Origin of the sequence: Bacillus sp. AK25 (genome assembly GCF_048270685.1) — a bacterium.
Classification (GTDB): Bacteria; Bacillota; Bacilli; order Bacillales; family Bacillaceae; genus Bacillus; species Bacillus altitudinis.
This window is the reverse complement of the sequence record NZ_JBLUWC010000001.1, coordinates 2,132,305-2,158,487: the sequence shown is the minus strand read 5'-3', so window position 1 is coordinate 2,158,487 and position 26,183 is coordinate 2,132,305. Positions and strand designations below refer to the sequence as shown.

Annotated in this window: 24 protein-coding genes; 23 read left to right on the top strand and 1 reads right to left on the bottom strand. The window is 41.8% G+C overall.

Annotation, left to right across the window (positions count from 1 at the left end; all coding sequences use genetic code 11):
• The first annotated feature begins 108 nt into the window (after positions 1-108).
• From accB to ACNO7B_RS11070, 16 genes are all read left to right on the top strand, one after another.
• Positions 109-591 (top strand): acetyl-CoA carboxylase biotin carboxyl carrier protein, encoded by a 483-nt coding sequence (gene accB, locus ACNO7B_RS11145; protein WP_008342216.1) that lies wholly within the window; start codon positions 109-111, stop codon positions 589-591.
• Between the two features lie 11 nt (positions 592-602).
• Positions 603-1,952 carry an acetyl-CoA carboxylase biotin carboxylase subunit gene (gene accC / locus ACNO7B_RS11140; protein ID WP_417901510.1) on the top strand — a complete coding sequence of 450 codons (1,350 nt, stop codon included), beginning with the start codon at positions 603-605 and terminating at the stop codon, positions 1,950-1,952.
• Positions 1,953-1,977: 25 nt separating this feature from the next.
• Positions 1,978-2,385 (top strand): Asp23/Gls24 family envelope stress response protein, encoded by a 408-nt coding sequence (locus ACNO7B_RS11135; RefSeq protein WP_017357965.1) that lies wholly within the window; start codon positions 1,978-1,980, stop codon positions 2,383-2,385.
• 209 nt (positions 2,386-2,594) lie between these two features.
• A complete protein-coding gene (gene nusB / locus ACNO7B_RS11130; RefSeq protein ID WP_008342218.1) occupies positions 2,595-2,987 on the top strand; it encodes a transcription antitermination factor NusB in 393 nt (130 codons plus the stop codon).
• Positions 2,988-3,001: 14 nt separating this feature from the next.
• A complete protein-coding gene (folD, locus tag ACNO7B_RS11125; RefSeq protein WP_417901509.1) occupies positions 3,002-3,853 on the top strand; it encodes a bifunctional methylenetetrahydrofolate dehydrogenase/methenyltetrahydrofolate cyclohydrolase FolD in 852 nt (283 codons plus the stop codon).
• A 70-nt stretch (positions 3,854-3,923) separates the two neighbouring features.
• Positions 3,924-5,282 carry an exodeoxyribonuclease VII large subunit gene (gene xseA / locus ACNO7B_RS11120; RefSeq protein ID WP_017357964.1) on the top strand — a complete coding sequence of 453 codons (1,359 nt, stop codon included), beginning with the start codon at positions 3,924-3,926 and terminating at the stop codon, positions 5,280-5,282.
• Positions 5,266-5,526, top strand: coding sequence for an exodeoxyribonuclease VII small subunit (locus ACNO7B_RS11115; RefSeq protein WP_003215880.1), 261 nt, complete (start codon positions 5,266-5,268; stop codon positions 5,524-5,526). Before xseA ends, ACNO7B_RS11115 begins: the two co-directional genes overlap by 17 nt.
• Complete coding sequence (locus tag ACNO7B_RS11110; RefSeq protein WP_417901508.1) at positions 5,510-6,406, top strand: polyprenyl synthetase family protein; 897 nt, start codon at positions 5,510-5,512, stop codon at positions 6,404-6,406. The genes ACNO7B_RS11115 and ACNO7B_RS11110 overlap by 17 nt, the downstream gene beginning before the upstream one ends.
• A gap of 151 nt (positions 6,407-6,557) precedes the next feature.
• Positions 6,558-8,459 (top strand): 1-deoxy-D-xylulose-5-phosphate synthase, encoded by a 1,902-nt coding sequence (gene dxs, locus ACNO7B_RS11105; protein ID WP_417901507.1) that lies wholly within the window; start codon positions 6,558-6,560, stop codon positions 8,457-8,459.
• Complete coding sequence (locus ACNO7B_RS11100) at positions 8,456-9,310, top strand: TlyA family RNA methyltransferase (protein WP_417901506.1); 855 nt, start codon at positions 8,456-8,458, stop codon at positions 9,308-9,310. Before dxs ends, ACNO7B_RS11100 begins: the two co-directional genes overlap by 4 nt.
• Positions 9,311-9,676: 366 nt before the next feature.
• Positions 9,677-10,126, top strand: coding sequence for a transcriptional regulator AhrC/ArgR (gene ahrC / locus ACNO7B_RS11095; RefSeq protein WP_007501163.1), 450 nt, complete (start codon positions 9,677-9,679; stop codon positions 10,124-10,126).
• Between the two features lie 34 nt (positions 10,127-10,160).
• Positions 10,161-11,894 (top strand): DNA repair protein RecN, encoded by a 1,734-nt coding sequence (gene recN / locus ACNO7B_RS11090; protein ID WP_417901505.1) that lies wholly within the window; start codon positions 10,161-10,163, stop codon positions 11,892-11,894.
• Positions 11,895-12,092: 198 nt separating this feature from the next.
• On the top strand, positions 12,093-13,370 hold the full coding sequence (gene spoIVB / locus ACNO7B_RS11085) for a SpoIVB peptidase (RefSeq protein WP_417901504.1): 1,278 nt from the start codon (positions 12,093-12,095) through the stop codon (positions 13,368-13,370).
• Positions 13,371-13,653: 283 nt separating this feature from the next.
• A complete protein-coding gene (gene spo0A / locus ACNO7B_RS11080) occupies positions 13,654-14,457 on the top strand; it encodes a sporulation transcription factor Spo0A (RefSeq protein WP_417901503.1) in 804 nt (267 codons plus the stop codon).
• 449 nt (positions 14,458-14,906) lie between these two features.
• A complete protein-coding gene (locus tag ACNO7B_RS11075; protein ID WP_019743381.1) occupies positions 14,907-16,007 on the top strand; it encodes a Rap family tetratricopeptide repeat protein in 1,101 nt (366 codons plus the stop codon).
• 226 nt (positions 16,008-16,233) lie between these two features.
• Positions 16,234-16,971 (top strand): glycerophosphodiester phosphodiesterase, encoded by a 738-nt coding sequence (locus ACNO7B_RS11070; protein ID WP_125590456.1) that lies wholly within the window; start codon positions 16,234-16,236, stop codon positions 16,969-16,971.
• A 33-nt stretch (positions 16,972-17,004) separates the two neighbouring features.
• Here ACNO7B_RS11070 and ACNO7B_RS11065 read toward each other — a convergent pair whose 3' ends face one another.
• A complete protein-coding gene (locus ACNO7B_RS11065; protein WP_017357960.1) occupies positions 17,005-17,241 on the bottom strand; it encodes a DUF2627 domain-containing protein in 237 nt (78 codons plus the stop codon).
• Between the two features lie 149 nt (positions 17,242-17,390).
• Here ACNO7B_RS11065 and ACNO7B_RS11060 point away from each other — a divergent pair, with 149 nt between their 5' ends.
• The 7 genes from ACNO7B_RS11060 to ACNO7B_RS11030 all read left to right on the top strand — a co-directional run bounded on the left by ACNO7B_RS11060 (position 17,391) and on the right by ACNO7B_RS11030 (position 26,177).
• A complete protein-coding gene (locus ACNO7B_RS11060; protein WP_007501157.1) occupies positions 17,391-19,463 on the top strand; it encodes a sigma-54 interaction domain-containing protein in 2,073 nt (690 codons plus the stop codon).
• 125 nt (positions 19,464-19,588) lie between these two features.
• Positions 19,589-20,482 carry a phosphate butyryltransferase gene (yqiS, locus tag ACNO7B_RS11055; RefSeq protein ID WP_417901502.1) on the top strand — a complete coding sequence of 298 codons (894 nt, stop codon included), beginning with the start codon at positions 19,589-19,591 and terminating at the stop codon, positions 20,480-20,482.
• 25 nt (positions 20,483-20,507) lie between these two features.
• Positions 20,508-21,602: a branched-chain amino acid dehydrogenase gene (gene bcd / locus ACNO7B_RS11050; protein ID WP_417901501.1), complete on the top strand. Its 1,095-nt coding sequence runs from the start codon at positions 20,508-20,510 to the stop codon at positions 21,600-21,602.
• A gap of 33 nt (positions 21,603-21,635) precedes the next feature.
• The gene (buk, locus tag ACNO7B_RS11045) at positions 21,636-22,757 is read left to right on the top strand and encodes a butyrate kinase (RefSeq protein ID WP_417901500.1); all 1,122 of its coding nucleotides are present in this window, start codon (positions 21,636-21,638) and stop codon (positions 22,755-22,757) included.
• Positions 22,747-24,171 carry a dihydrolipoyl dehydrogenase gene (gene lpdA / locus ACNO7B_RS11040; RefSeq protein WP_099496599.1) on the top strand — a complete coding sequence of 475 codons (1,425 nt, stop codon included), beginning with the start codon at positions 22,747-22,749 and terminating at the stop codon, positions 24,169-24,171. The genes buk and lpdA overlap by 11 nt, the downstream gene beginning before the upstream one ends.
• A 17-nt stretch (positions 24,172-24,188) precedes the next feature.
• Positions 24,189-25,181 (top strand): thiamine pyrophosphate-dependent dehydrogenase E1 component subunit alpha, encoded by a 993-nt coding sequence (locus ACNO7B_RS11035; protein WP_417901499.1) that lies wholly within the window; start codon positions 24,189-24,191, stop codon positions 25,179-25,181.
• 12 nt (positions 25,182-25,193) lie between these two features.
• Positions 25,194-26,177 carry an alpha-ketoacid dehydrogenase subunit beta gene (locus tag ACNO7B_RS11030; protein ID WP_007501148.1) on the top strand — a complete coding sequence of 328 codons (984 nt, stop codon included), beginning with the start codon at positions 25,194-25,196 and terminating at the stop codon, positions 26,175-26,177.
• Positions 26,178-26,183: the final 6 nt, after the last annotated feature.

The window sequence follows — 26,183 nt, the reverse complement described above, 5'->3', positions numbered from 1 at the left end:
CACATTAATAGTTGAATTCAACGAAATCCTCCTGTAAGATGGTTATAGTATGTACTTTTAGTACTAGCCTATAAAAAAAGATAAATCCATACATAGGGGTGCAAATCCATGTTAAAAATTGAAGAGATTCATGAACTAATTAAATTAATTGACGAATCAACAATTGATGAATTTACGTACGAAAACGAAGGTGCAAAAATCAAGTTAAAGAAAAATAAAGAAGTCGTTCAGCAAGTTGCGGCACAAGCACCAGTGGCTCCTGTCCAAGCAGCTCCAGCTCAACAAGCTCCTAAAGCACAAGCTCCAGCTCAGACCGAAGCCCCTGCACAAGAGAAAGCCGCGTCTGAAAACCTGCATAAAATCACATCCCCAATGGTTGGCACATTTTACGCTTCTTCTTCACCAGAAGCAGATCCGTATGTGACAACAGGTTCTAAAGTGAAGGAAAACTCAGTTGTATGTATCGTTGAAGCGATGAAACTGTTTAATGAAATCGAAGCAGAAGTAAAAGGCGAAATCGTCGAAGTATTAGCTGAAAACGGTCAGCTTGTAGAATTCGGACAACCCCTCTTTCTAGTGAAAGCAGAGTAAGGAGTACGATCATGATTAAAAAGCTATTAATTGCAAACAGAGGAGAAATCGCAGTTAGAATCATCCGTGCTTGTAAAGAGCTTGGAATTGAAACAGTTGCGGTATTTTCTGAAGCGGATCGTGATGCGCTGCATGTTCAAATGGCTGATGAAGCATATTGCATCGGACCGACTGCTTCAAAAGATAGTTATTTAAATGTGACAAATATTGTCAGTGTGGCAAAGCTAACAGGTACAGATGCCATCCATCCAGGATATGGTTTCCTTGCTGAAAATGCAGACTTTGCAGAGCTTTGCGAGGAATGTAATGTCATCTTTGTTGGACCAACTGCGTCAGCAATTTCCAAAATGGGAACGAAAGATGTGGCAAGAGAAACAATGAAGCAAGCTGGTGTTCCAATTGTCCCTGGTTCTCAAGGAATCGTAAAAGATCTTGATGATGCTGTTTCAACAGCAGCTGGTATTGGGTATCCTGTCATTATTAAAGCAACTGCAGGCGGCGGTGGTAAAGGTATCCGTGTGGCTCGCACAGAAGAAGAGCTCATTAACGGTGTCACCATTACGCAGCAGGAAGCAGCACAAAACTTCGGGAACCCAGGTGTCTATTTGGAGAAATTCATTGAAGACTTTAGACACGTTGAAATTCAAGTCCTTGCTGATCAGCATGGAAATACCATTCACTTAGGTGAACGTGATTGTTCTATCCAAAGAAGAATGCAAAAGCTTCTGGAAGAAACGCCATCACCTGCACTAAATGCAGATATTCGTGAGCAAATGGGTGAAGCTGCCGTAAAAGCAGCCGAAGCTGTTGAATACACAGGTGCCGGAACGGTTGAATTCATTTACGATTATAATGAAGAGAAGTTTTACTTCATGGAAATGAATACACGTATCCAAGTAGAGCATCCTGTAACGGAAATGGTCACTGGTGTTGATTTGATCAAAGAACAGATCAAAGTAGCTTCAGGTGAAAAGCTTTCCTTTACGCAAGAGGATGTCGTATACGAAGGCTGGGCGATTGAATGTCGTATTAATGCAGAGAACCCTGAGAAAAACTTCATGCCTTCTGCTGGTGAAATTAAAATGTACCTTCCGCCAGGCGGTTTAGGAGTACGTATTGATTCTGCCGCTTATCCTGGTTATGTGATTCCGCCATATTACGATAGTATGATTGCGAAAGTGATCACATATGGTAAAACGAGAGAAGAAGCAATAGCAAGAATGAAACGTGCGCTTCAAGAATTCGTCATTGAAGGAGTCTACACAACGATTCCATTCCACCTCAGATTACTAGAGCACGAAACATTTGTGAGCGGTAATTTTAATACGAAGTTTTTAGAAACGTATCAAATTATGAAATAATAACAGCTTTCGGAGGTGAATGATCGTGTCAGAAAACAATTTGCTTGAAATGAACCTTGATGAAGATCAATTGGGAAAAGTGCAAATTGCGCCAGAAGTGATTGAAGTCATTGCTGGGATCGCTGCATCAGAGGTCGAAGGAATTGCGGAAATGCGCGGCAACTTCGCTGCTGATGTGGCAGAACGCTTTGGGAAGAAAAATCACCGTAAAGGTGTGAAAGTAGATGTCTCTGATGAAGGCATCACAATTGATGTGTATTGTGTGGTTGAATTTGGCCTATCCATTCCAAAGGTATCCACTGCTGTTCAAGAAAATATCCGTCAAACCCTTTTAAACATGACGGCCTTAACGATTAATGAAATCAACATTCATGTCGTCGGCATTCAATTTGATACAAAAACAGCTGAAGCTGAAGTTGATCAAGAAATGTAAAAAGGGTTGAAGTGAAACCAAGGAGGCATTGCCTCTTTGGTTTTTTAAAGCCCATTTTTAGGAAAATTCCACATGATGATTACGTCACGCATGGAGTGATTCGTTTTTCGTCAAAGCTCGCATGGATCTTGGTGCGACTACGGTCAAAATATGTTATGATCTCTGTATGGCTTAACGACAAGCGGATAAAGTGGTTAAAGGAGTAAATAATGAAAAGAAGAACTGCAAGAGAAAAGGCGCTACAAACATTATTTCAAATTGATGTCAGCAATATTGATCCGAAAGAGGCCATTACACATGCGCTGGATGAACAAGAATCAGATCCTTTTTTCGAGGAACTGGTTTTCGGTGTGCTCGAACAAAAGGACAAGCTCGATGACATGATTTCACAGCATCTTGTGAATTGGAAACTTGATCGTATTGCGAACGTAGACAGAGCCATTTTAAGGCTGTCTGTGTACGAAATGGTATATCAAGAAGATATCCCGGTGAGTGTTTCAATGAATGAAGCCATTGAACTGGCTAAATTGTTCGGTGACGATAAGGCGCCGAAATTTGTAAATGGTGTACTTTCAAACATTAAAAACGACCTAAAGCAGTAATAGGAGGATTCGACATGACAGCAACAATCATCGATGGGAAAGAAACAGCAAAAGAAAAGCGTGAACAATTAGCAAAAGAAGTAGAAGAGCTAAAACAAAAAGGAGTCACACCTGGTCTTGCCGTTATTCTAATCGGTGATGATCCGGCTTCACTTTCTTACGTACGCGGGAAGAAAAAAGCAGCCGAAGCCATGGGCATGCATTTCCAGCTTGATCATTTAGATGCTTCTTTAACAGAAGAGGAATTGCTAAAGATGATTGATCAGTACAATGCAGATGATCAATTCCACGGAATTCTTGTTCAGCTTCCACTGCCAAAACATATTTCTGAAAAAGCCGTCATTGAACGAATTTCACCAGAGAAAGACGTAGATGGTTTTCATCCGCTGAATATCGGGAAAATGCTACTTGGGGAAGACACATTCCTTCCTTGCACACCAGCAGGTATTGTTGAATTATTGAACAAAACAGGTGTGGATCTCTCTGGCAAAGAAGTGGTCGTTGTAGGACGAAGCAATATCGTCGGCAAACCAGTTGGACAATTGCTATTAAACGAAAATGCAACCGTCACCTACTGTCATTCAAGAACGGCGAGCATTTCAGAACATACGTTAAAAGCGGACATTTTAGTTGTTGCCGTCGGTCGAGCAAACTTTATTAAAGCTGACCAAATTAAAGAAGGCGCGATTGTCATTGATGTAGGAGTCAATCGTCTAGAAACAGGGAAACTTGTAGGGGACGTTGACTTTGAAGCAGCAAAAGAAAAAGCTTCTTACATCACACCAGTCCCTGGCGGAGTGGGTCCAATGACAATTACGATGCTTGCACACAATACGGTTAAATCAGCAAAACGTACATTATCATAAGCTTGATCCATTCATCCACCTGCGTGCTGCCGGTGGATGAATGTGCGTTTTTGAAGAGGAGGAATACGTCATGAGTGAAAAAGCCTTTGTGACGGTCACAGCCCTTACAAAATACATAAAAAGAAAATTTGATGTTGACCCTCATTTAGAAGATATTTGGATCAAAGGTGAGTTATCAAATGTGAAGATTCATTCAAGAGGTCATGTTTATTTCACCTTAAAGGACGAAAATGCACGTATGCAAGCTGTTATGTTCCAGCGCTCCGCGTCCAAGCTGCCTTTTTCACCAAAGAGCGGAATGAAAGTGTTCGTACGTGGCGGAATTCAAGTCTACGAACCGAGCGGAAGCTATCAATTATATGCAAAAGAAATGCAGCCTGATGGTGTTGGTGCTCTTCATCTTGCCTATGAAGAGCTGAAGAAGAAACTAGCAAGTGAAGGCTTATTTGATGAGCGCTATAAAAAAACAATTCCTGAATTTCCAGAGGTTGTTGGTGTCATTACATCCCCAACAGGAGCAGCTGTTCGAGATGTCATTACCACGATCAATCGGCGCTATCAGCAGGCCAAGATCATTGTGCTTCCGGCATTAGTCCAAGGAGAAAATGCTCCGCGTTCGATTGTGGAACGGATTAAAGAAGCCAATGAAAAACAGCTTTGTGATGTCTTGATTGTCGGGAGAGGCGGAGGATCGATTGAAGAACTTTGGGCCTTTAATGAAGAAGCAGTCGCAAGAGCGATCTTCGCATCAGACATTCCAATCATTTCTGCAGTTGGGCACGAAACAGACTTTACCATTAGTGATTTCACTGCAGACATGAGAGCACCCACACCAACAGGAGCAGCAGAACTAGCTGTTCCAAGCACCGCTGATTTAATTGAACGAATCAAATCAATCGACATTCGGTTAACAAGAGCGGTGAAAAATCGAACGTCACAAGCAAAAGACCGTCTTGTGGCACTTCAATCCTCTTATGCTTTCCGTTTTCCAAAGCGATTACAAGAGCAAAAAGAGCAGCAATTTGATATGGTATTTGATCGTTTTCAAAAACAGCTGACAAGACAAATGGAACAAAAACGCAGTCAACTTGACCGCCAAACATATAGACTGAAGCCGCTTCATCCAAAAGAGCAGCTGCTTCAGGCGAAAAAACGTCACGCCAATGAAACAGAACAGCTCGTTCGGAGCATGAATGTGCAAATGAAAACAATTCATTCGCAGTTCCAATCGGTTCTTGGTAAACTAAATGCATTAAATCCACTTCAAGTCATGGAAAGAGGCTATAGTTTAGCCTATAAAGAAGATGAGCTCATTAAAAGTGTGAATCAAGTAGAAACGAAGGATCAACTGACGATTACAATGAAGGATGGACGTCTGATTTGTGAGGTTATTGAGAAGGAGGGCAATCATCATGACAGAATCAAATAAACAAAAAGAAGAACAAATGACATTTGAAGAGGCCATGAAAGGACTTGAAGAGATTGTGGGAAAGCTCGAAGAAGGCGATGTACCGCTAGAACAAGCTATCCACTATTTCCAAGAGGGTATGACGCTCTCAAAACTTTGCCATGAAAAATTACAGCATGTTGAAAAGCAAATGGATTTCATTTTAAAAGAGGACGGTGAACTGGCTCCTTTTTCTGTGAAGGAGGCAGATGCTGGTGACAAGTAACTTAAACGAATTTTTAACAACACGAAAACAAGCAATTGAAGACTATTTATTTACATATGTGCAGGAATTGTCTATTCCAGAAGAGCTGAAATCTTCTATGCTTTATTCTCTGAAAGCTGGCGGAAAAAGACTGCGTCCTGTGCTTGTTCTTGCTCTTTTAAATGCGTATGGGAAAAAGGAAGAAGATGGTATACCAGTAGGTTGTGCAGTGGAAATGATTCATACGTATTCCTTGATACATGATGATCTTCCTTGTATGGACGATGATGATCTGCGCCGAGGAAAGCCGACCAACCATAAAGTATACGGCGAGGCAACAGCTGTTCTTGCAGGTGATGCGCTGCTCACTGAAAGCTTCCGTCTGATTACATCGCAATTATCTGACGATGTACCTGCTGATCAAAAGCTTCGAATCATCGATGAACTTGTTACATCAGCAGGTGCACTCGGAATGGTTGGCGGGCAATTTGATGATATGGAAGCAGAACAGAAACAAATCCCTCTTTCTGAATTAGAATCGATTCATGCCCGCAAAACAGGAAAGCTACTCACCTTTAGTGTGGTTGCTGGTGCGATACTGGCAGATGCATCTGATGATGAGATCGAAAAGCTGAGAGAATTCAGCTATCATATTGGCATTGCTTTTCAAATCCGTGATGATATTTTAGATCTTGAAGGCAGCGAAGAGAAAATAGGAAAGCGGATCGGCTCCGATACAGCAAATGAAAAGTCGACATATCCTTCTTTATTAACGCTTTCAGGAGCAAAAGAAAAGCTGGATGAACATATCACTCGTGCGAAAGAAATTGTCTCAAATCTTGAGTTGGAGCAAATATTGCTGCATGATTTATGCGATCTGATTGCCTCACGAGATCACTAAAAACAGCCTAGATTTGAGGGTCCTCGAGCAATTGTGGTAAACTGTAAACAGTTTATCATGATGAGACAACTCTTATTCCTGAATTGGTTTTCATAGGAATAAGGCATTATATATGTAGATAGAAATTTTGTTGAAAGCGAGTTGATCCTGATTGGATCTTTTATCAATAAAAAATCCAACGTTTCTAAAAGGAATGTCAAATGCAGAATTAGAGGAGCTGAGTGCGGACATTCGCACGTTTTTAATTGAGTCGTTAGCGAACTCTGGTGGGCACATTGGTCCAAACCTTGGTGTCGTTGAACTTACTGTTGCACTTCACAAAGTATTTGACAGCCCGAAAGACAAATTTCTTTGGGATGTTGGACATCAGTCTTACGTTCACAAGCTGTTAACTGGAAGAGGCGCCGAGTTTGATACACTTCGTCAGTATAAAGGGCTCTGCGGGTTCCCTAAACGAAATGAAAGTGAACATGATGTTTGGGAGACTGGACACAGTTCAACCTCATTATCTGGTGCAATGGGAATGGCGTCAGCGCGTGACATTAAAGGAACAGATGAATACATTCTCCCGATTATCGGCGATGGTGCACTAACCGGCGGTATGGCGTTAGAAGCACTGAACCATATCGGGGATGAAAAAAAAGACATGATTGTGATCTTAAACGACAATGAAATGAGTATTGCGCCAAACGTTGGTGCGATCCATACAATGCTTGGCAGACTACGTACAGCTGGTAAATACCAATGGGTGAAGGATGAGCTTGAATACTTATTCAAGCGTATCCCAGCAGTAGGCGGGAAGCTTGCTGCAACAGCAGAACGTATCAAGGACAGTCTGAAATATTTGCTTGTCTCTGGTATGTTCTTTGAGGAAATGGGCTTTACTTACTTAGGACCAGTAGATGGACATTCCTATGAAGATTTGTTTGAGAATCTTGAGTACGCAAAGAAAACAAAAGGCCCGGTTCTCCTTCATGTCATCACGAAAAAAGGAAAAGGCTATAAGCCGGCCGAATCTGATAAGATCGGCACATGGCACGGAACAGGCCCATACAAAATTGACACAGGTGACTTTGTAAAGCCGACAGCAGCTGCACCGTCATGGAGTGGTCTCGTCAGTGAAACCGTCAGAAAGCTGGCACGGGAAGATGAGCGGATTGTCGCAATTACACCTGCAATGCCCGTTGGCTCAAAGCTTGAAGGATTTGCAAAAGAATTCCCTGAGCGAATGTTTGATGTTGGAATTGCAGAGCAGCACGCTGCAACAATGGCAGCCGGACTTGCTACACAGGACATGAAGCCATTTTTAGCGATTTATTCAACATTCCTCCAAAGAGCCTATGATCAAGTGCTGCATGATATTTGCCGTCAAAATCTCAATGTGTTCATTGGAATTGACCGTGCAGGTCTTGTCGGTGCAGATGGAGAAACACATCAAGGTGTGTTTGACATTGCTTTCATGCGTCATATGCCGAATATGGTTCTCATGATGCCAAAGGATGAAAATGAAGGACAGCATATGGTCAACACAGCCATTCAATATGATGATGGTCCAATCGCCATGCGCTTCCCGCGTGGAAATGGACTAGGCGTCAAAATGGATGAACAGCTGAAAACCATCCCAATTGGTTCTTGGGAAGTTCTTCGTCCCGGGAAAGATGCTGTCATTTTAACATTCGGTACAACCATTAAAATGGCGCTGCAGGCAGCAGAAGAACTGCAAAAAGAAGGAAAATCAATTCGTGTTGTCAATGCACGTTTCATTAAGCCTCTTGATGAAGGCATGTTAAATGAGATACTGTCTGAAGGCTTGCCAATTTTAACAATAGAAGAAGCGGTGCTTCAAGGTGGATTTGGCAGCAGTGTATTAGAATATATTCACGACAAAAAAGCGTCTCATATAAAAGTAGAACGTATGGGAATTCCAGATGAATTTATTGAGCATGGAAGTGTCGATGCACTACTTGAGGAAATTGGACTGACGAAAACACAGGTTGCTGAAACATTACGTGACCTGCTTCCCGCAGCACCAAGAAAAGGAATTGGATCATGACATCAAAGAAAGAACGACTTGACGTTTTATTAGTCGAACAAGGACTAATGGAAACGAGAGAGAAAGCAAAACGCGCCATTATGGCAGGGATCGTTTACTCAAATGAAAACCGTTTGGATAAGCCAGGAGAAAAAATCGCTCGTGATACCCCGCTGACTGTGAAGGGGAATCCGCTCAAATATGTTAGCCGAGGTGGGCTAAAGCTCGAAAAGGCACTTCAGGAATTTGATTTAACCGTTGAAGGAAAGCTTTTAATTGATATTGGCTCATCAACAGGGGGATTTACAGATTGCGCACTCCAAAATGGGGCAGTCAAATCCTATGCTGTGGATGTTGGCTACAATCAGCTTGCGTGGAAATTACGACAGGATGATCGGGTGATCGTCATGGAACGCACCAACTTCCGCCATTCTGTTCCGGCAGATTTCACCGAAGGATTGCCAGAGGTTGCATCTATTGATGTATCATTTATCTCGCTCAAACTCATTCTTCCCGCATTAAAGCATATTCTTATCCCAGGCGGCGACTGTATTGCGCTAGTAAAGCCGCAGTTTGAAGCGGGCAGAGAGCTTGTTGGAAAAAAAGGAATTGTGCGAGAACCTTCTGTACACCTTAGTGTGCTAGAAGAAATGAATCAATTTGCTGCAAAAGAAGGCTATGATGTAAAGGATGTTTCGTTTTCACCCATTACAGGTGGAGATGGAAATATTGAATTTCTCCTCCACTTGGTCCTGCATTCTGATCAAGAAGAGAATACGGCACTTCCAGTATCTGAACTTGAAACAGTCGTCAAAGAAGCCCATGCCGTATTGAAAGAAAAGAAAAACAGTCCTGAGCCGGCTGACACATGAATTATTGAAACAAAAGGAATAATAGCTCGCTATTATTCCTTTTAGATTGTTGACAAAGGGCTAAAATGAACTTGATTTTAGCCCTTTGTCTTCTTTTCAGCGTGATAGAAAACCTTTGCAGTCTAGGAAGGACGAGCACTGGAGCGGAACGAATTTGTCATTCGTGAGCACCAGAGCGCAGGACTGACAAAGAAAGCGAGGGTTTGTCTACATGCTGAACGGAATAATAGCTCGCTATTATTCCTTTTTACATGGTCAAAAGATCAGAATTAACCGTTTCTCACGTAATGCTTGTTTTTTGAAGTGTGCATCATATAACATAGAACGTAAAGACAAACTGAGATTCTAACGCCTAGGGGGGTCAAAATGAACAAAGGTCAAAGACATATTAAGATTAGAGAAATTATCGCAAGCCAAGAAATCGAAACACAAGACGAATTAGTCGATATTTTGAAAGCGGATGGATATAACATCACACAGGCGACCGTATCAAGAGATATCAAAGAACTGCATTTAGTCAAAGTGCCAACAAATAATGGAACATATAAATACAGCCTTCCTGCAGATCAGCGGTTTAACCCGCTATCAAAATTAAAGCGTTCCTTAATGGACGCATTTATTAAAATGGATGCTGCCAGTCATTTAATCGTTCTAAAAACAATGCCTGGGAACGCTCAAGCCATCGGTGCTTTAATGGATAATTTAGATTGGGAAGAAATTATGGGAACCATTTGTGGGGATGATACCATCTTAATCATTTGCCGCACGCCAGATGATACGGATACCGTTTCGTCTAAAATTTTAGAACTTCTATAAAGAGATCAGGTTTACAAAAAGAGGTGTCAAATGAGTGTTAGCAGAACTAACCATTAAAAACTTTGCAATCATTGAGGAGTTAACGGTTTCGTTTGAAAAAGGACTCACAGTTCTAACAGGGGAAACAGGTGCCGGAAAATCAATCATGATTGACGCTGTCTCACTTCTCGTAGGGGGAAGAGGATCATCCGAATTTGTCCGTTATGGTGAAAAAAAAGCAGAGCTGGAAGGTCTTTTTCTTGTACCAGCAGATCATCCTGTATTTGCTCTTTGCGAGGAGCAAGGAATTGATGCATCTGATGAAATGATGATTCTTCGCCGTGATATCAATCAAAGCGGGAAAAGCATTTGCCGCATTAATGGTAAGCTTGTCACCATCTCGCTTTTAAGAGAAGTTGGCCGGCTTTTGCTTGATATACATGGACAGCACGATAATCAGCTGTTAATGGAAGATGAAAATCATTTACATTTGCTTGATCAATTTGGAGCAGAAGAAATTGCACCTGCTCTCTCGCAGTATCAAGAAGCGTATGATCAATATATGAAGACGGCGCAAAAACTCAAACAGCTGTCTGAAAATGAACAGGAAATGGTTCACCGGTTAGACTTATTGCAATTTCAGCTGGAAGAGATTGAAGCGGCACAATTAGAGCCTGGGGAAGATGAGAAGCTTCAAGAGGAACGTCATCAAATCAGCAATTTTGAAAAAATCTTTTCCTCACTTCAAAACGCATATAATGCTCTGCGTAATGAGCAGGGAGGACTTGATTGGGTTGGGATGGCTTCAAGCGAGCTTGATCAAGTTTCTGAGATCAACGACGATCTGAAAAAGCTCTCTGAGCAAGTGTCAAACTCCTATTATTTATTAGAAGATTCTACTTTTCAAATGCGCAGCATGCTTGATCAATTAGAATTTGACCCAGCCCGTCTTGATTTTATTGAGTCTAGACTAAATGAGATGAAGCAGCTGAAGCGAAAATACGGCACAACCGTTGAGGAAATTTTAGAATATGCGGCTAAGATTGAAGAGGAGATAGACCAAATCCAAAATCGAGACAGCCATTTGCAGACACTTAAAAACAAACTTGATGCGATAAGCCGGGATGCATTGCTTGAAGCGCTTAACTTGTCAGAGCTCCGTAAAAAATGGGCGAAAAAACTGGCGAAGCACATTCAAGCTGAATTGAAGGATTTATATATGGAGAAGTCTTCTTTTGATACCGCTTTTACGATTCGATATGCACCATTTGGCAGTACGGACTGCCCACTTTTAGATGGAAAACCCGTACAGCTCGGGAGAAATGGCATAGATCAAGCGCAATTTGTCATTTCTACAAATCCGGGTGAACCAATGAAATCTTTGTCAAAAGTAGCATCTGGAGGAGAAATTTCACGTGTCATGCTGGCAGTGAAAAGTATTTTCTCAGCGAAACAAGAAGTGACGTCCATTATATTTGATGAAGTGGATACGGGCGTTAGCGGCAGAGTCGCACAAGCCATTGCTGAAAAAATTTATAAAGTAGCAGTAGGCTCACAAGTACTCTGTATTACCCATCTACCGCAAGTCGCAGCAATGGCTGATACACATCTTTTTATTTCTAAACGCGCTAAAGCTGGTAGAACAATGACGAACGTCAAACCACTCAGTGATGATGAAAAAGTGAGTGAAATTGGCCGAATGATTGCTGGTGTAGAAGTCACTGAGCTCACAAAACAGCATGCAAAAGAATTACTGCACCAAGCAAATGATGTCAAAACGACAGGGTAGCTGAAACAACAGCTGCCTTTTTTATATTGTCTCATGTTCGCCGTATATACGCATGAAATCGTCTTTTTCTTTTATCAATTTATCCAATCATTTTCTAAAGGTGCCGGTTATAAATCCTCGCTAAGAAGGCAAAAGTAAAGATGTAGCCAAAACATTAATGTTCTGGTGTGGGTAAGGAGCGAGGAGAGTGAAAAATGAATGCCCGAAAAGATGAGAAAAGCCATTGGTGTGATTCTCCTTGTTTCTTTAATAAGTACAGGGTTTATGAGCATAGTGAAGGAATATATCAGCATTCCAACAACTGTCGCAGTATTTGAACACGAGAAGCATTCGATTGATACATCCATTGAAGCGTCAGCCAATGCTTCTTCACCAGCCTTTAGTCTTTCAGAGAAAAAGAATCAACTTGAAGTAACGGGACAAAAGGCGGGAAAAGCCGAAATTGTTTATGATTTTAAAGGATTTCCTATTAAGAAAACAAAAGTCGATGTTCTTCCCGAATTAAAAGTCATTCCTGGAGGACAATCCATTGGCGTCAAACTCCACTCTGTAGGAGTTCTCGTTGTCGGTTTTCATCAAATCACAACAGCAGACGGCAAAAAATCACCAGGTGAAGCTGCAGGCATTCAATCAGGGGATATGATCATTGAGATCAATGGTCAGAAAATGGAGAAGATGAATGACCTCACCCCATTTATTCAGAAAGCCGGAAAAACGGGGGAAACCCTTCATTTACTCATAAAAAGAGACCATAAAACCTTTCAAACGACATTAACACCCGCGAAAGATGCAAGTGAAGGTACTTATCGAATCGGTCTTTATATTCGTGATTCCGCAGCAGGAATCGGGACGATGACCTTCTTTGAACCATCTTCTAAAAAATATGGCGCCCTTGGGCATGTGATTTCTGACATGGATACAAAAAAACCAATCGTGGTCGACAATGGTGAAATTGTCAGATCAACCGTCACATCCATTGAAAAAGGGACAGGAGGCAACCCTGGAGAAAAATTGGCCAGGTTTTCTTCCGAAAGAAAAACGATAGGTGATATTTCACGTAACAGTCCATTCGGTATATTTGGTACGTTAACCGAAAAACTTGAAAATCATGTAGCAGACAAACCACTTCCAGTCGCATTATCAAGTGAAGTAAAAGAAGGTCCAGCCGAAATATTAACGGTTGTGGACCATGATAAAGTAGAGAAATTTGATATTAAAATCGTCAGCACAACACCGCAAAAATTCCCGGCAACAAAAGGAATGGTGCTTAAAGTAACAGATGAACGTTTATTAAGCAAAACGGGCGGGATCGTTCAAGGAATGAGCGGAAGTCCGATCATCCAAAAAGGCAAAGTCATTGGAGCGGTCACTCACGTGTTCGTTAATGACCCGACAAGCGGATACGGCGTACACATTGAATGGATGCTGTCAGAAGCAGGAATTGATCTTTATCAAAAAAACAAAAAAGCAAGCTGATGAAAAACTGCCGCGAATCTTCCGGCAGTTTTTTTCTACCCTTTCTTTCTCTTCCATCATGTTATAAAATAAGGAAAAAGAGATTTTTCGACAAAATGGAAAACAGTGTGTTGTCAAATTGCAATAATCGTCGATTCATTAAGAAAAACGTAGAAAAAGCTAGATAATGCTCTATTATTCGGAAAATTAAACTTTTTTAAAGGGGATAGCATGGTTTTGTCGAATTGAACACTCAGAAGAGAAATGCAAAAGACTAAGGAATCGACATTGGGGAGGAAAGAACGTGGAGAAAATTAAAGTGTGTGTAGCTGATGACAATCGAGAACTTGTTGGCCTTTTGACAGAGTATATTGAGGGACAGGAAGATATGGAAGTACTTGGCGTGGCGTATAATGGTCAGGAATGTCTGACATTATTTAAAGATAAAGAGCCCGACGTTCTCCTCTTAGATATTATCATGCCTCATTTAGACGGTCTTGCTGTACTGGAACGCCTCCGTGAAAACAATGAAATGACCAAACAGCCAAGTGTCATTATGCTGACGGCTTTCGGACAAGAAGACGTAACGAAAAAAGCAGTCGATTTGGGCGCATCCTATTTCATTTTGAAACCATTCGATATGGAAAACCTCGTAGGTCATATTCGTCAAGTCAGTGGAAACGGCACACAAGTCAGCCATCGATCTTCATCTATCCAAAACAGTGTCCTTCGCAGTAAACCTGAACCGAAACGTAAGAACTTAGATGCGAGCATTACGACGATTATTCATGAGATTGGTGTGCCAGCTCATATTAAAGGTTATTTATACTTAAGAGAAGCCATTTCAATGGTGTACAATGATATTGAACTACTCGGCAGTATTACAAAAGTATTGTACCCAGACATTGCAAAGAAATTTAACACGACAGCCAGCAGGGTAGAACAAGCGATTCGTCATGCCATTGAAGTGGCTTGGAGCAGAGGGAATATTGACTCCATTTCGTCACTCTTTGGCTACACAGTCAGCATGTCAAAAGCCAAACCGACCAATTCAGAATTTATTGCGATGGTGGCTGATCGTCTGCGTTTAGAGCATAGAGCAAGCTAAGTCACCTTCCATAAAAAAACGTTTCTTCAATGAGGCGTTTTTTTATTTTCGTAAAATATTGCTAAAAAATGGTTATGTTGATAAAATCATCTTTAATGTTTAAATTGGACAAACGGGTCGCTTTATTTTCAGAATAAAATGAAAAATAAAGCATGAAAGAAATGAATAGGACATAAAATAGTGGTAATCAGCTACGCTAATCAATTGGCTTATAGAAGAAGAAAACGCTCATTCGTAAGAAAAAGGATGAGAGGAAAAGGTCTTATGTAATTGGTAAATAAAGCAAATGAGATCGAAAGTTCTATTTCTATTGACCTGATTGGTTGGCGTTTTAAAGTCACTGGCTTCTTAGAGATTGTGCCATTTGAACTGAATATTCCCATTGTCGAATTTAATAATTTTCACATTCTTTTACTATGCTATAATAATGAAAAGAAGAGGGTGAGGTTATGGGAAAGCTGAAAATCCACTCTGCTGAGGTTGCGAACGAAATTAGCAAGTGGACGAGGGTCATTTCTCAGAATGACCTAGAAAAATCTGCTGTTTATAAAGAGAAAATTCAGAATTTGCTAAAAAATACAGATGAGGACCGAGAAGTTCTTCTTTATTATCAGCTAGTCGACGGCAGACATGAAATGTTACTTGGAAATATTGAAAAAGCCAATCAGATTATGAAAAGTGTCGGAACGCTGGATGAAAAAGCAGATGACATTATTAATTTTTATTTTTACTTTTATAAAGGCCAATATGCTGCCTATGTCAAAAAATATGATGAGGCGATTAGTTTTTATAAGATTGCTGAGCAGCGGCTAAAACGTGTGAATGAAGATCTTGAAGTCGGAACTTTTCATCATAAAGTCGCTTCCATTTATTACGAACTGAAGCAAAATTTCATTTCCATTAATCATATTAAAAAAGCCATTGATACGTTTAAAGCGCATGAAGAATATACCGCACAGGCGATTGACAGCTTGATCTTACATGCGAGCAACTGTATTGATTTACTACAGTTTGATGAAGCTGAGGAAAAGTACCAAGAGGCACTTGAGAAAAGTAAGCGCATTAACAATGAAGTGCTGATTGGGAAGTGCTATCACAATTTAGCGGTTCTTTATTACGCAAAACCTGATTATGAAAAAAGTGCGCAATACGCCAAAAAAGGGATGAGCATTCAAATTCATCGCGACAATAGCCATTATTTCATCCAATCTTTATATGTTCTCGCAAATGCCTTAGTTCATTTAGGAGATCATGAGGCGAAAGAATATATTAAAGAGGGGATTCAATATAGCTGCGATATCCAAAATAATGAATATATAGTAAAATTTGAAATTTTGGATTTGATGTGCGAAAATAGTGGAGCAGCAGACGTATTCTCTGAAAAATTAGACTACATAGAAAAAAATAGATTATATGTGGAGCTTGAGGATTTGTCTGAACAAATATCGAAATACTTCAAGGAACGAAATGATTATCAAAATGCCATTCGTTTTCTTGAAAAGAAATTCGATGCACAAATACTTCAAAAGAAAGTGGAGGTTATCTTATGAAAAAGTTGTTGTTAGGTGTAACAATCGTTACAGCAGTCGCAGTTGTTTCTTCCCTTTTTGCTCTTGACGCAGAGACGACAGAGCAAGCCATCAGAGCGATTACGTGATCGAATTTACCTGTCAACCTCTTCTCTCTAATCAGAAGAGGTTTTTTTATGTGCTCAAACTGGAAAAACGAAAACAGACACGTCATAATATAGGTAATCATCATATTTAGAGGTGGCATATGACGAAAATTTTTGCACATAGAGGCTTTAAAGGAAACTATCCAGAGAACACCATGATTGCCTTTGAGCACGCACTCCATTCTGGAGCGGATGGGATTGAGCTTGATGTTCAGCTCACCAAAGACGGCAGGCTGGCTGTCATTCACGATGAAAAGCTGAACCGAACGACCAATATGAAAGGGTTAGTGAAAGACTATACATATGAAGAGTTAAAAAGAGGAGATGCGAGTCATTCTTTCTATGAAGAAACGGGTGCGGTCTCCATTCCTCTATTAGAAGAAGTATTAGAGCTAGTGACGCAGAGACCATCCTTTATGATCAACATTGAATTAAAAAACTCTATTTATCGATATCCAGGGATTGAAGAAAAAGTAAAAGAGCAAATTGAGCACTTTCAAATAGAGGATCGAGTGCTTGTCTCATCATTTCATCACGGCAGCTTAGCTCTTTTTCACAAGCTGATGCCGCACATTGAACTGGCGGTCCTCACAATGGATGTGATTCATCAGCCGGACATGTATTTAAAAACAATCCCGGCAAAGGGCTACCATCCGAATATAAAGGGCGCTGGGGTGACAAAAGAAGTAGTAGCCGCTCTCCATGCGGACCAACAAGTGATTAGACCGTTTACTGTAAACAGTGAGAAGCAAATAAAAAATATGTTGACATTGGGTGTTGATGGAATCTTTACTGATTTTCCTGATCGAGCCGTCAAAATAAGAGAAGAAATGAAATAAAGACCTGCTATCAACAGCGGGTCTTTTTCATGATTACCTTTGCTTAAAACGAGTTGTTACTTTATTTCGTTTACGGTCCCTATATAAAATAAATCCTGCAACAACATAAAGACCTCCCCCTAAAAATAACAACCCTGCAATTCCTTGCAGCCATAAATATGGAAATGGTGCAATGATGATGCCGAAAACAGTGTCACGCAGCAGCTTAATGCCAAGTGCTGCAAAGGCTCCAGGTATTAAAATAATCACTAATGCCAGTATTCTCCCCATCAAATGTCCCCTTAAACGTCATTTACTTCCATTGTCTAATTCAAAAAATATTTTGTCAAGAAAGGAAAACGTGGTAATATAGGTGTTGTGCAATTTTTTGCAACGGAAAAATATGGTGTGCAAAATTTTTCATATAAAGGGGTAACGGGATGCAGAGAGTCTTGATTGTCGGTGCAGGACAAGGTGGATCAGCACTGCTTGAAACATTGCTGAAAACAAATACGGTTCAAATCATTGCGATCGCCGACCTTGATCTCGAGGCACCGGGGATGGATGAAGCGAAAAAGAATGGAATTGAGACGACGACGGATTGGAAAGAATACATAAAAGATGACATTGATATCATCATTGAAACCACAGGCAGTTCTGCTGTACTGAAGGAACTAATTGAACAAAAACCAGAGCATGCTGTGATTGTGCCAAGCTCGATGGCATACGTCATTTCAGAATTAATGGCAGAGAAACAACAGCTTATTCAAATATTGAAGGAACAAACCTATAAACATGACCGCATTTTTAATGCAACGAATGATGGCATGATTTTTATTAATATGGATGAAGAAGTGGTCCTGTTTAATCGATCGGCTGCCAAAATGGTGGGATGCTCGCAAAAGGATGCGATTGGCCGTCACATTCGAGAAGTGATTCCGAACACGAAACTTCCCGATATATTAAGGTCAAGGGAGCCGGAATTTAATCAAAAGCAATTTTTGAATCAGCAAATTCAAATTGTGACCACCCGTCTGCCGATTATTGATGACGCGGGGAGAATGTTAGGTGCTTTATCCATCTTTAAAGATATTACAGATGCGGTGGAGCTTGCGGAAGAAGTGACAAACCTCAAAGAAGTAAGAACGATGCTTGAGGCGATTATTCAATCATCGGATGAAGCCATATCGGTTGTCGATGAGCAGGGGAAAGGTATTTTGATCAACCGTGCTTATACGAAAATGACCGGTTTAACGGATAAAGAGGTCGTGGGGAAACCAGCAGGAGCTGATATTTCCGAAGGGGAAAGCATGCACTTAAAGGTGCTTGAAACAAGAAGACCTGTTCGAGGCGTCAGAATGAAGGTTGGTCCAAACAAAAAAGATGTCATCGTCAATGTAGCACCTGTTATTGTGGACGGCATTCTAAAAGGCAGTGTCGGGGTCATTCACGATGTATCCGAAATTCAATCATTGACGAATGAATTAAATAAAGCAAGGCAGCTCATCCGAACACTTGAAGCAAAGTACACATTTGAAGACATTATTGGAGAAAGTGAACAAATGCTTGTCGCACTTGAGCAGGCAAAGCTGGGTGCAAAAACGCCGGCAACCATTTTACTCCGTGGAGAATCAGGTACTGGGAAAGAGCTGTTTGCACATGCCATTCACAATGAAAGTGATCGCAAGTACAACCGCTTTGTCCGTGTCAACTGTGCTGCCTTATCAGAAACTCTTTTAGAGTCAGAACTGTTTGGCTACGAGGAAGGAGCGTTTTCTGGTGCAAGGCGAGGCGGGAAAAAAGGGCTGTTTGAAGAAGCCAATCAAGGCAGCATCTTTTTAGATGAAATCGGTGAAATGACGCCAAGTACACAAGCGAAATTGCTACGTGTCATGCAAGAAAAAGAAATTGTACGGGTAGGCGGAACGAAAGCGATACCGGTCGATGTGCGTGTGATCACAGCGACAAATGTCAATATTGAAAAGGCGATGGCAGAAGGTAAGTTCAGAGAGGATTTATATTATCGAATGAACAGATACCCGATATCGATTCCACCACTCAGACAGCGTCTCGAAGATATTGAATCATTAAGTAAACGCCTCATCCAAAAGATCAATTTAGACTATGGGCGAAACGTCAGCGGCTTAACAGATCGTGCGCTTCATAGACTTCGATCATATAGCTGGCCAGGCAACGTGAGAGAGCTTGAAAATGTGCTTGGACGAGCGATGATCTTTTTGAATCCGCAAGAAGAATGGATCGATGAAGCACATATCGCCTTCATGGAGTCAGACGAGCATGAGGAAAAAGAGCAGCAGGAACTGGCTGTAAGTCAATTTGAGGGGGAGACGCTCTCGGATGCTGTAGAAGCATTTGAAGCGCAGCTGATCAAACAAACCCTTGAAAAACATCAATTCAATCGCACAAAAACAGCGAAAACATTAGGGATCAGCATTCGCAATCTTTACTATAAAATGGATAAGTATCAGCTTGCAAAAGATAGCATGCAGTAACATGCACGTAACCTGCAAAAAATTGCATGATTTCTTTGCGAAAAGGTTTATTTTTCACACATTTCAAGCTGGCACGGAACTTGCATATAAAAAGAGGAACCGAGCACAAGGAAAGGTGGGCAAGTATGAAGCTTGACGATCTGATTATCAAAGCCTCGCAGCTGCAGAATAGAACAGCGGCTGTGGCTCATGCAGAAGACGAAGAAGTGCTTCATGCCATCAAAATGGCAATCGAACGAAAAGTCGCTCGCTTCCTGCTGGTTGGAAACAAACGCAACCTAAAGGAGCTAGTCAAACAGCATGAGATCAATGAAGACTGGATAGATATTATTCATTCAGATTCACCAGAAGAATCTGCAAAAATTGCCGTTCAGGCAGTAAGTGAAAATCATGCAGATATTCTCATGAAGGGTCATGTCCCGACAGCCGTACTGTTAAAAGCTGTCCTAAATAAAGAATATGGGCTTCGGACAGCGAGTGTCCTTTCACATGTTGCAGCCTTCGAAGTACCGGGCTTTGACCGTTTTATCTATGTGACGGACTCTGCGATGAACATTGCGCCTGATTTAAATATGCTGAAAGAAATTACGGTGAATTCCGTTCAAGTCGCACAAGCTGTCGGAAATGATATGCCCAAAGTGGCGGTATTATCAGCGGTAGAAGTCGTAAACCCAGCGATGGATTCGACGCTCACAGCTGCAAGTCTTGCGCAAATGAATCGAAGAGGTCAAATTTCTGGCTGCCTGATTGATGGGCCGCTTGCTTTAGATAATGCCATTTCTCAAACGGCAGCTTCTCATAAAAATATTACGAGTGATGTGGCTGGTCATGCAGATATTTTGCTTGTGCCAACCATTGAAGCAGGCAACATTCTTTATAAATCTCTCATCTACTTTGCTCATGCAAAAGTGGGAGCTGTGGTGGCAGGAGCGAAAGCACCGATTGCTTTAACAAGTCGGTCTGATTCAGCTGAAAGCAAGCTCTATTCAATTGCACTTGCCATCTGTACATCAAATTAAGTGAAAGTATTAGGAGGAATAGAAAATGGAACTTTTTAAATATATGGAACGATACGATTATGAACAGCTTGTATTTTGTCAGGATGAACAGTCTGGTTTAAAAGCCATCATTGCCATTCATGATACAACACTTGGGCCAGCACTCGGCGGAACAAGAATGTGGACATATGAAAATGAAGAAGCAGCTATCGAAGATGCCTTGCGTCTTGCGAGAGGTATGACTTATAAAAATGCGGCGGCAGGGCTTAACCTTGGCGGCGGTAAAACGGTCATCATTGGTGATCCGAGAAAAGAAAAGAATGAAGAAATGTTCCGTGCTTTTGGCCGTTACATTCAAGGATTAAATGGCCGTTATATCACCGCTGAAGATGTCGGTACAACGGTAGAAGATATGGATCTTATCCATGAAGAAACAGACTTTGTCACAGGCATCTCTCCTGCATTTGGTTCTTCAGGAAATCCATCTCCAGTGACTGCTTACGGTGTATATAAAGGGATGAAAGCAGCTGCAAAAGCAGCATTCGGTACAGATTCATTAGAAGGAAAAACAATTGCCGTTCAAGGTGTTGGAAACGTGGCTTACAACCTATGTAAACACCTGCATGAAGAAGGCGCACAGCTCATCGTCACTGATATCAACAAAGACTCAGTTCAGCGAGCTGTAGAAGACTTCGGTGCAAAAGCGGTAGACCCTGATAATATTTATGATCAAGAATGTGATATTTACGCACCATGTGCACTCGGTGCAACCATTAACGATGTTACGATTCCTAAATTAAAGGCAAAAGTCATCGCAGGTGCAGCGAATAACCAGCTGAGAGAAACACATCATGGAGATCTTATTCATGAAATGGGCATTGTGTATGCACCGGATTATGTGATCAATGCAGGCGGTGTGATTAACGTTGCAGATGAGCTTTATGGCTATAATGCAGATCGTGCAATGAAAAAAGTAGAAGGCATTTACCAAAACATTGAGCGAGTGATTGAAATCTCTAACCGTGATGCCATTCCAACTTATAAAGCGGCAGACCGATTGGCTGAAGAGCGAATTGAAAGAATGCGCAAATCAAGAAGCCAATTCCTGCAAAATGGTCAACATATTTTAAGTCGTCGCTAAATGGATGAATGAGTTGAAACGGAGGTTTTGTTTTTGCAGACTAAAGAATGGCGTATTCTCACAATTAATCCTGGCTCTACTTCAACAAAAATCGGTGTGTTTCATAATGAACGATCTATTTTTGAAACGACATTAAGACATACAGATGAGGAAATCAAGCAGTTTCCTCATATCATTGATCAATTTTCATTCCGTAAAGAAACCATTTTGAAAACACTGCATGAACAGGGAATGAACATCTCAAAGTTTGATGCAGTTTGCGCACGCGGTGGTCTTCTTCGTCCGATTGAAGGTGGCACATATGAAGTAAATGAGCAAATGGTTGAAGATCTAAAAGAAGGGTATGCTGGCCAGCACGCCTCTAATCTAGGCGGAATCATTGCCCGAGAAATTGCACTTGGTCTTAACATCCCAGCTTTTATTGTGGACCCAGTAGTTGTAGATGAACTACAGCCGATTGCTCGTATTTCAGGACTGCCAACAATTGAACGGAAAAGCATTTTTCATGCGTTAAATCAAAAAGCAGTCGCAAGAAAAACGGCTGCTTCGTTTGGAAAACGTTATGAAGATTTGAACATGATCATTACCCATATGGGCGGCGGAATTACGATTGGTGTCCATCAAAAAGGAAAAGTCATTGATGTGAATAACGGTCTTCATGGCGAGGGCCCTTTCAGCCCAGAGCGGGCAGGTACTCTTCCAACAGGTGACCTTGTTAATTTATGCTTTTCTGGTGAATATTCGCAAGAGGAAATGCTCAAACGCATTATTGGCGAAGGCGGTCTTGCAGGCTATCTTGGTACGACAGATGCAGTAAAAGTAGAGCGAATGATTGAAGCAGGCGATGAGCGTGCGGTGCTTATTTATGAAGCGATGTGCTATCAAATTGCCAAAGAAATCGGTGCGGCTAGTGCGGTCTTAAAAGGAGCTGTTGACGTCATTGTGTTAACAGGTGGCCTTGCGTACAGCAAACAAATTACGTCAAGCATTAGAGGATACATTGACTGGATTTCAGATGTTGTTGTGTACCCAGGCGAAAATGAATTGCAATCCTTAGCAGAAGGGGCGCTTCGTATTTTAAAAGAAGAAGAATCACCAAAAGAATACCCAAATGATCAAAAGGCGGAGAAAGGAGTGACAAGTCATGGCAACTGAATATGACCTCGTCATTCTTGGTGGAGGCACAGGCGGCTATGTAGCGGCCATTCGTGCCTCTCAACTTGGATTGAAAACAGCAGTCGTAGAAAAATCAAAGCTCGGTGGAACATGTCTTCATAAAGGCTGTATCCCATCTAAAGCGCTGCTTAGAAGTGCAGAAGTCTATCAAACGGTCAAACGTGCCGCTGATTTTGGCGTTGAAGCAAGCGGAATTGCCTTACAATTTGCAAGCGTACAAAAAAGAAAAACAGAGATTGTCGACAAATTAGCAGGCGGCGTCAAACACTTAATGAAACAAGGTAAAATTGATGTATACGAAGGAATAGGCCGTATCCTAGGCCCTTCGATTTTTTCGCCAATGCCAGGCACTATCTCGGTAGAAATGGCGAATGGCGATGAAAATGAAATGCTGATTCCTAAGCAGGTCATCATTGCGACTGGATCAAGACCGCGTGTCCTACCCGGACTTGAAGCAGATGGAACACACATCCTTACATCAGACGAAGCACTTGAACTGCAAGAACTCCCTCAGTCCATGCTGATTGTCGGCGGAGGCGTGATTGGAATCGAATGGGCTTCTATGCTCAATGATTTTGGCGTAAAAGTCACAGTGATCGAATTTGCAGATCGCATTTTACCAACAGAGGATCAAGATATTTCTAAAGAAATGGAAAAGCTTTTAACGAAAAAGGGCATCACCTTAGTGACAAATGCGAAGGTTCTGCCAGATACTGCCGAAAAGCACGAGAATCTCGTCAAGATCCAAGTGGAAAAAGGTGGAGACACTCAGTCGTTTGAAGCAGAGAAACTGCTTCTTTCAGTTGGCCGAGTGCCAAACGTGGAAGGCATAGGTCTTGAAAACACGGACATTCAGACAGAAAAGCAAGGCATTGTCGTGAATGAGCATTATCAAACGAAAGAGTCGCATATTTACGCAATAGGTGATGTCATTGGCGGTCTTCAGCTGGCGCATGTCGCATCACATGAAGGCATGATTGCAGTAGAACATATGGCTGGTCAAGATCCAAAGCCGCTTGATGAAACGCTCGTGTCTAAATGTGTGTACTCTCACCCAGAAACCGCTAGTGTTGGGCTGACTGAACAGGCGGCAAAAGAGCAAGGCTACGAAGTCAAGATTGGGAAGTTTCCCTTCATGGCCATCGGAAAAGCGCTTGTTTTTGGAGAGTCTGATGGATTTGTCAAAATCATTGCCGATCAAAAGACAGATGATATCTTAGGGATTCATATGATTGGTCCTCATGTAACAGATATGATATCTGAAGCTGGATTAGCCAAAGTATTAGATGCAACTCCGTGGGAAGTGGGGCAGACGATCCACCCGCACCCAACCTTGTCAGAAGCAATTGGCGAGGCAGCACTGGCTGTTGACGGAAAGGCGATCCATTTTTAATCAAGGAGGGAAACATGATGAGTAACATGCGTCATCAGGAATTAGGATTATCAGATGAACAAGCGATTGACATATATAGAACCATGCTTTTAGCAAGAAAAATTGATGAACGGATGTGGCTTTTAAACCGTTCTGGAAAAATTCCATTCGTCATCTCTTGTCAAGGACAGGAAGCGCAGCAAGTCGGTGCCGCTTTTGCCCTCAATAGGGAAGAGGATTACGTTTTACCTTATTACCGTGATATGGGGGTTGTCCTTGCATTCGGGATGACGGCGAAAGATTTAATGATGTCTGGTTTTGCGAAAAAAGACGATCCAAACTCAGGCGGGAGACAGATGCCAGGTCATTTTGGGCAAAGATCAAACCGAATTGTGACTGGATCATCACCTGTGACAACACAGGTTCCTCATGCGGTTGGCATCGCACTTGCCGGGCGTCTAGAGCAAAAGAATTTTGTTAGCTTTGTCACGTTCGGTGAAGGCTCTTCAAACCAAGGAGACTTCCACGAAGGCGCCAACTTTGCTGCGGTGCATAAGCTGCCTGTTATTTTCATGTGTGAAAACAATAAGTATGCGATTTCTGTCCCGTATGACAAACAAGTGGCATGTGAGCGTATTTCAGATCGTGCAATAGGGTACGGAATGCCAGGTGTGACGGTTGATGGAAATGATCCGCTTGAAGTGTATGCAGCGGTCAAAGAAGCGAGAGACCGTGCGGCAAGAGGCGAAGGCCCAACATTGATCGAAACCATTTCTTACCGGTTAACTGCGCATTCAAGTGATGACGATGATTCTAGCTATCGAGAAAAAGAAGAAGTGCTCGAAGCTAGAAAGAAAGATCCGCTCATTCAATATGAAACGTACTTAATCGAAGGAAATATCATGACTTCTGAAATGAAAGAAGACATGACCAAAGAAATCATGCAAATCGTAAACGAAGCCACTGATGAAGCGGAAAATGCAGCTTATGCCGATGCAGAAAGCGCACTTCGTTACGTGTATGCGGAGTAAGGGGGAAGAAAAATGCCTGTTATGTCATATATAGACGCTATTACACTAGCGATGAAAGAAGAAATGGAGCGAGATCCGAAAGTGTTTGTGCTCGGAGAGGATGTCGGGAAAAAAGGCGGCGTATTTAAAGCAACAGCGGGTCTTTACGAGCAATTTGGAGAAGCGCGCGTCATGGATACACCTCTTGCCGAATCAGCGATTGCAGGTGTAGGTATTGGGGCTGCTATGTATGGAATGCGTCCGATCGCAGAGATGCAATTTGCGGATTTTATTATGCCAGCCATCAACCAAATCATTTCAGAGGCTGCAAAAATTAGATATCGTTCCAATAATGATTGGAGCTGCCCAATGGTCATTCGTGCTCCTTACGGGGGCGGCGTACACGGGGCGCTTTATCATTCACAATCGGTCGAAGCCATTTTTGCCAATCAGCCAGGCTTAAAGATTGTGATGCCTTCTACACCTTATGATGTCAAAGGGTTGTTAAAAGCCGCAGTGCGTGATCCAGATCCTGTATTGTTCTTTGAACACAAACGTGCATACCGTCTCATTAAAGGAGAAGTGCCTGAAGAGGATTATACGCTCCCAATTGGAAAAGCGGATGTGAAACGAGAAGGCGATGACATTACGGTCATTACATATGGCCTTTGTGTTCATTTTGCCCTCCAAGCAGCAGAGCGCCTTGCGAAGGACGGAATTTCTGCTCATATTCTCGATTTACGTACAGTGTACCCGCTTGATCAAGAAGCGATTATTGAAGCGGCATCAAAAACAGGGAAAGTTCTCTTGTTAACAGAAGATACAAAAGAAGGAAGCATCATGAGTGAAGTAGCGGCCATCATTTCAGAGCACTGCTTGTTTGATTTAGATGCGCCTATTAAACGTCTAGCAGGACCTGATATCCCTGCAATGCCTTATGCACCGACAATGGAGAAATTCTTCATGGTTAATCCGGATAAGGTAGAAGCTGAAATGAGAGAACTAGCGGCGTTTTAAGAAAGA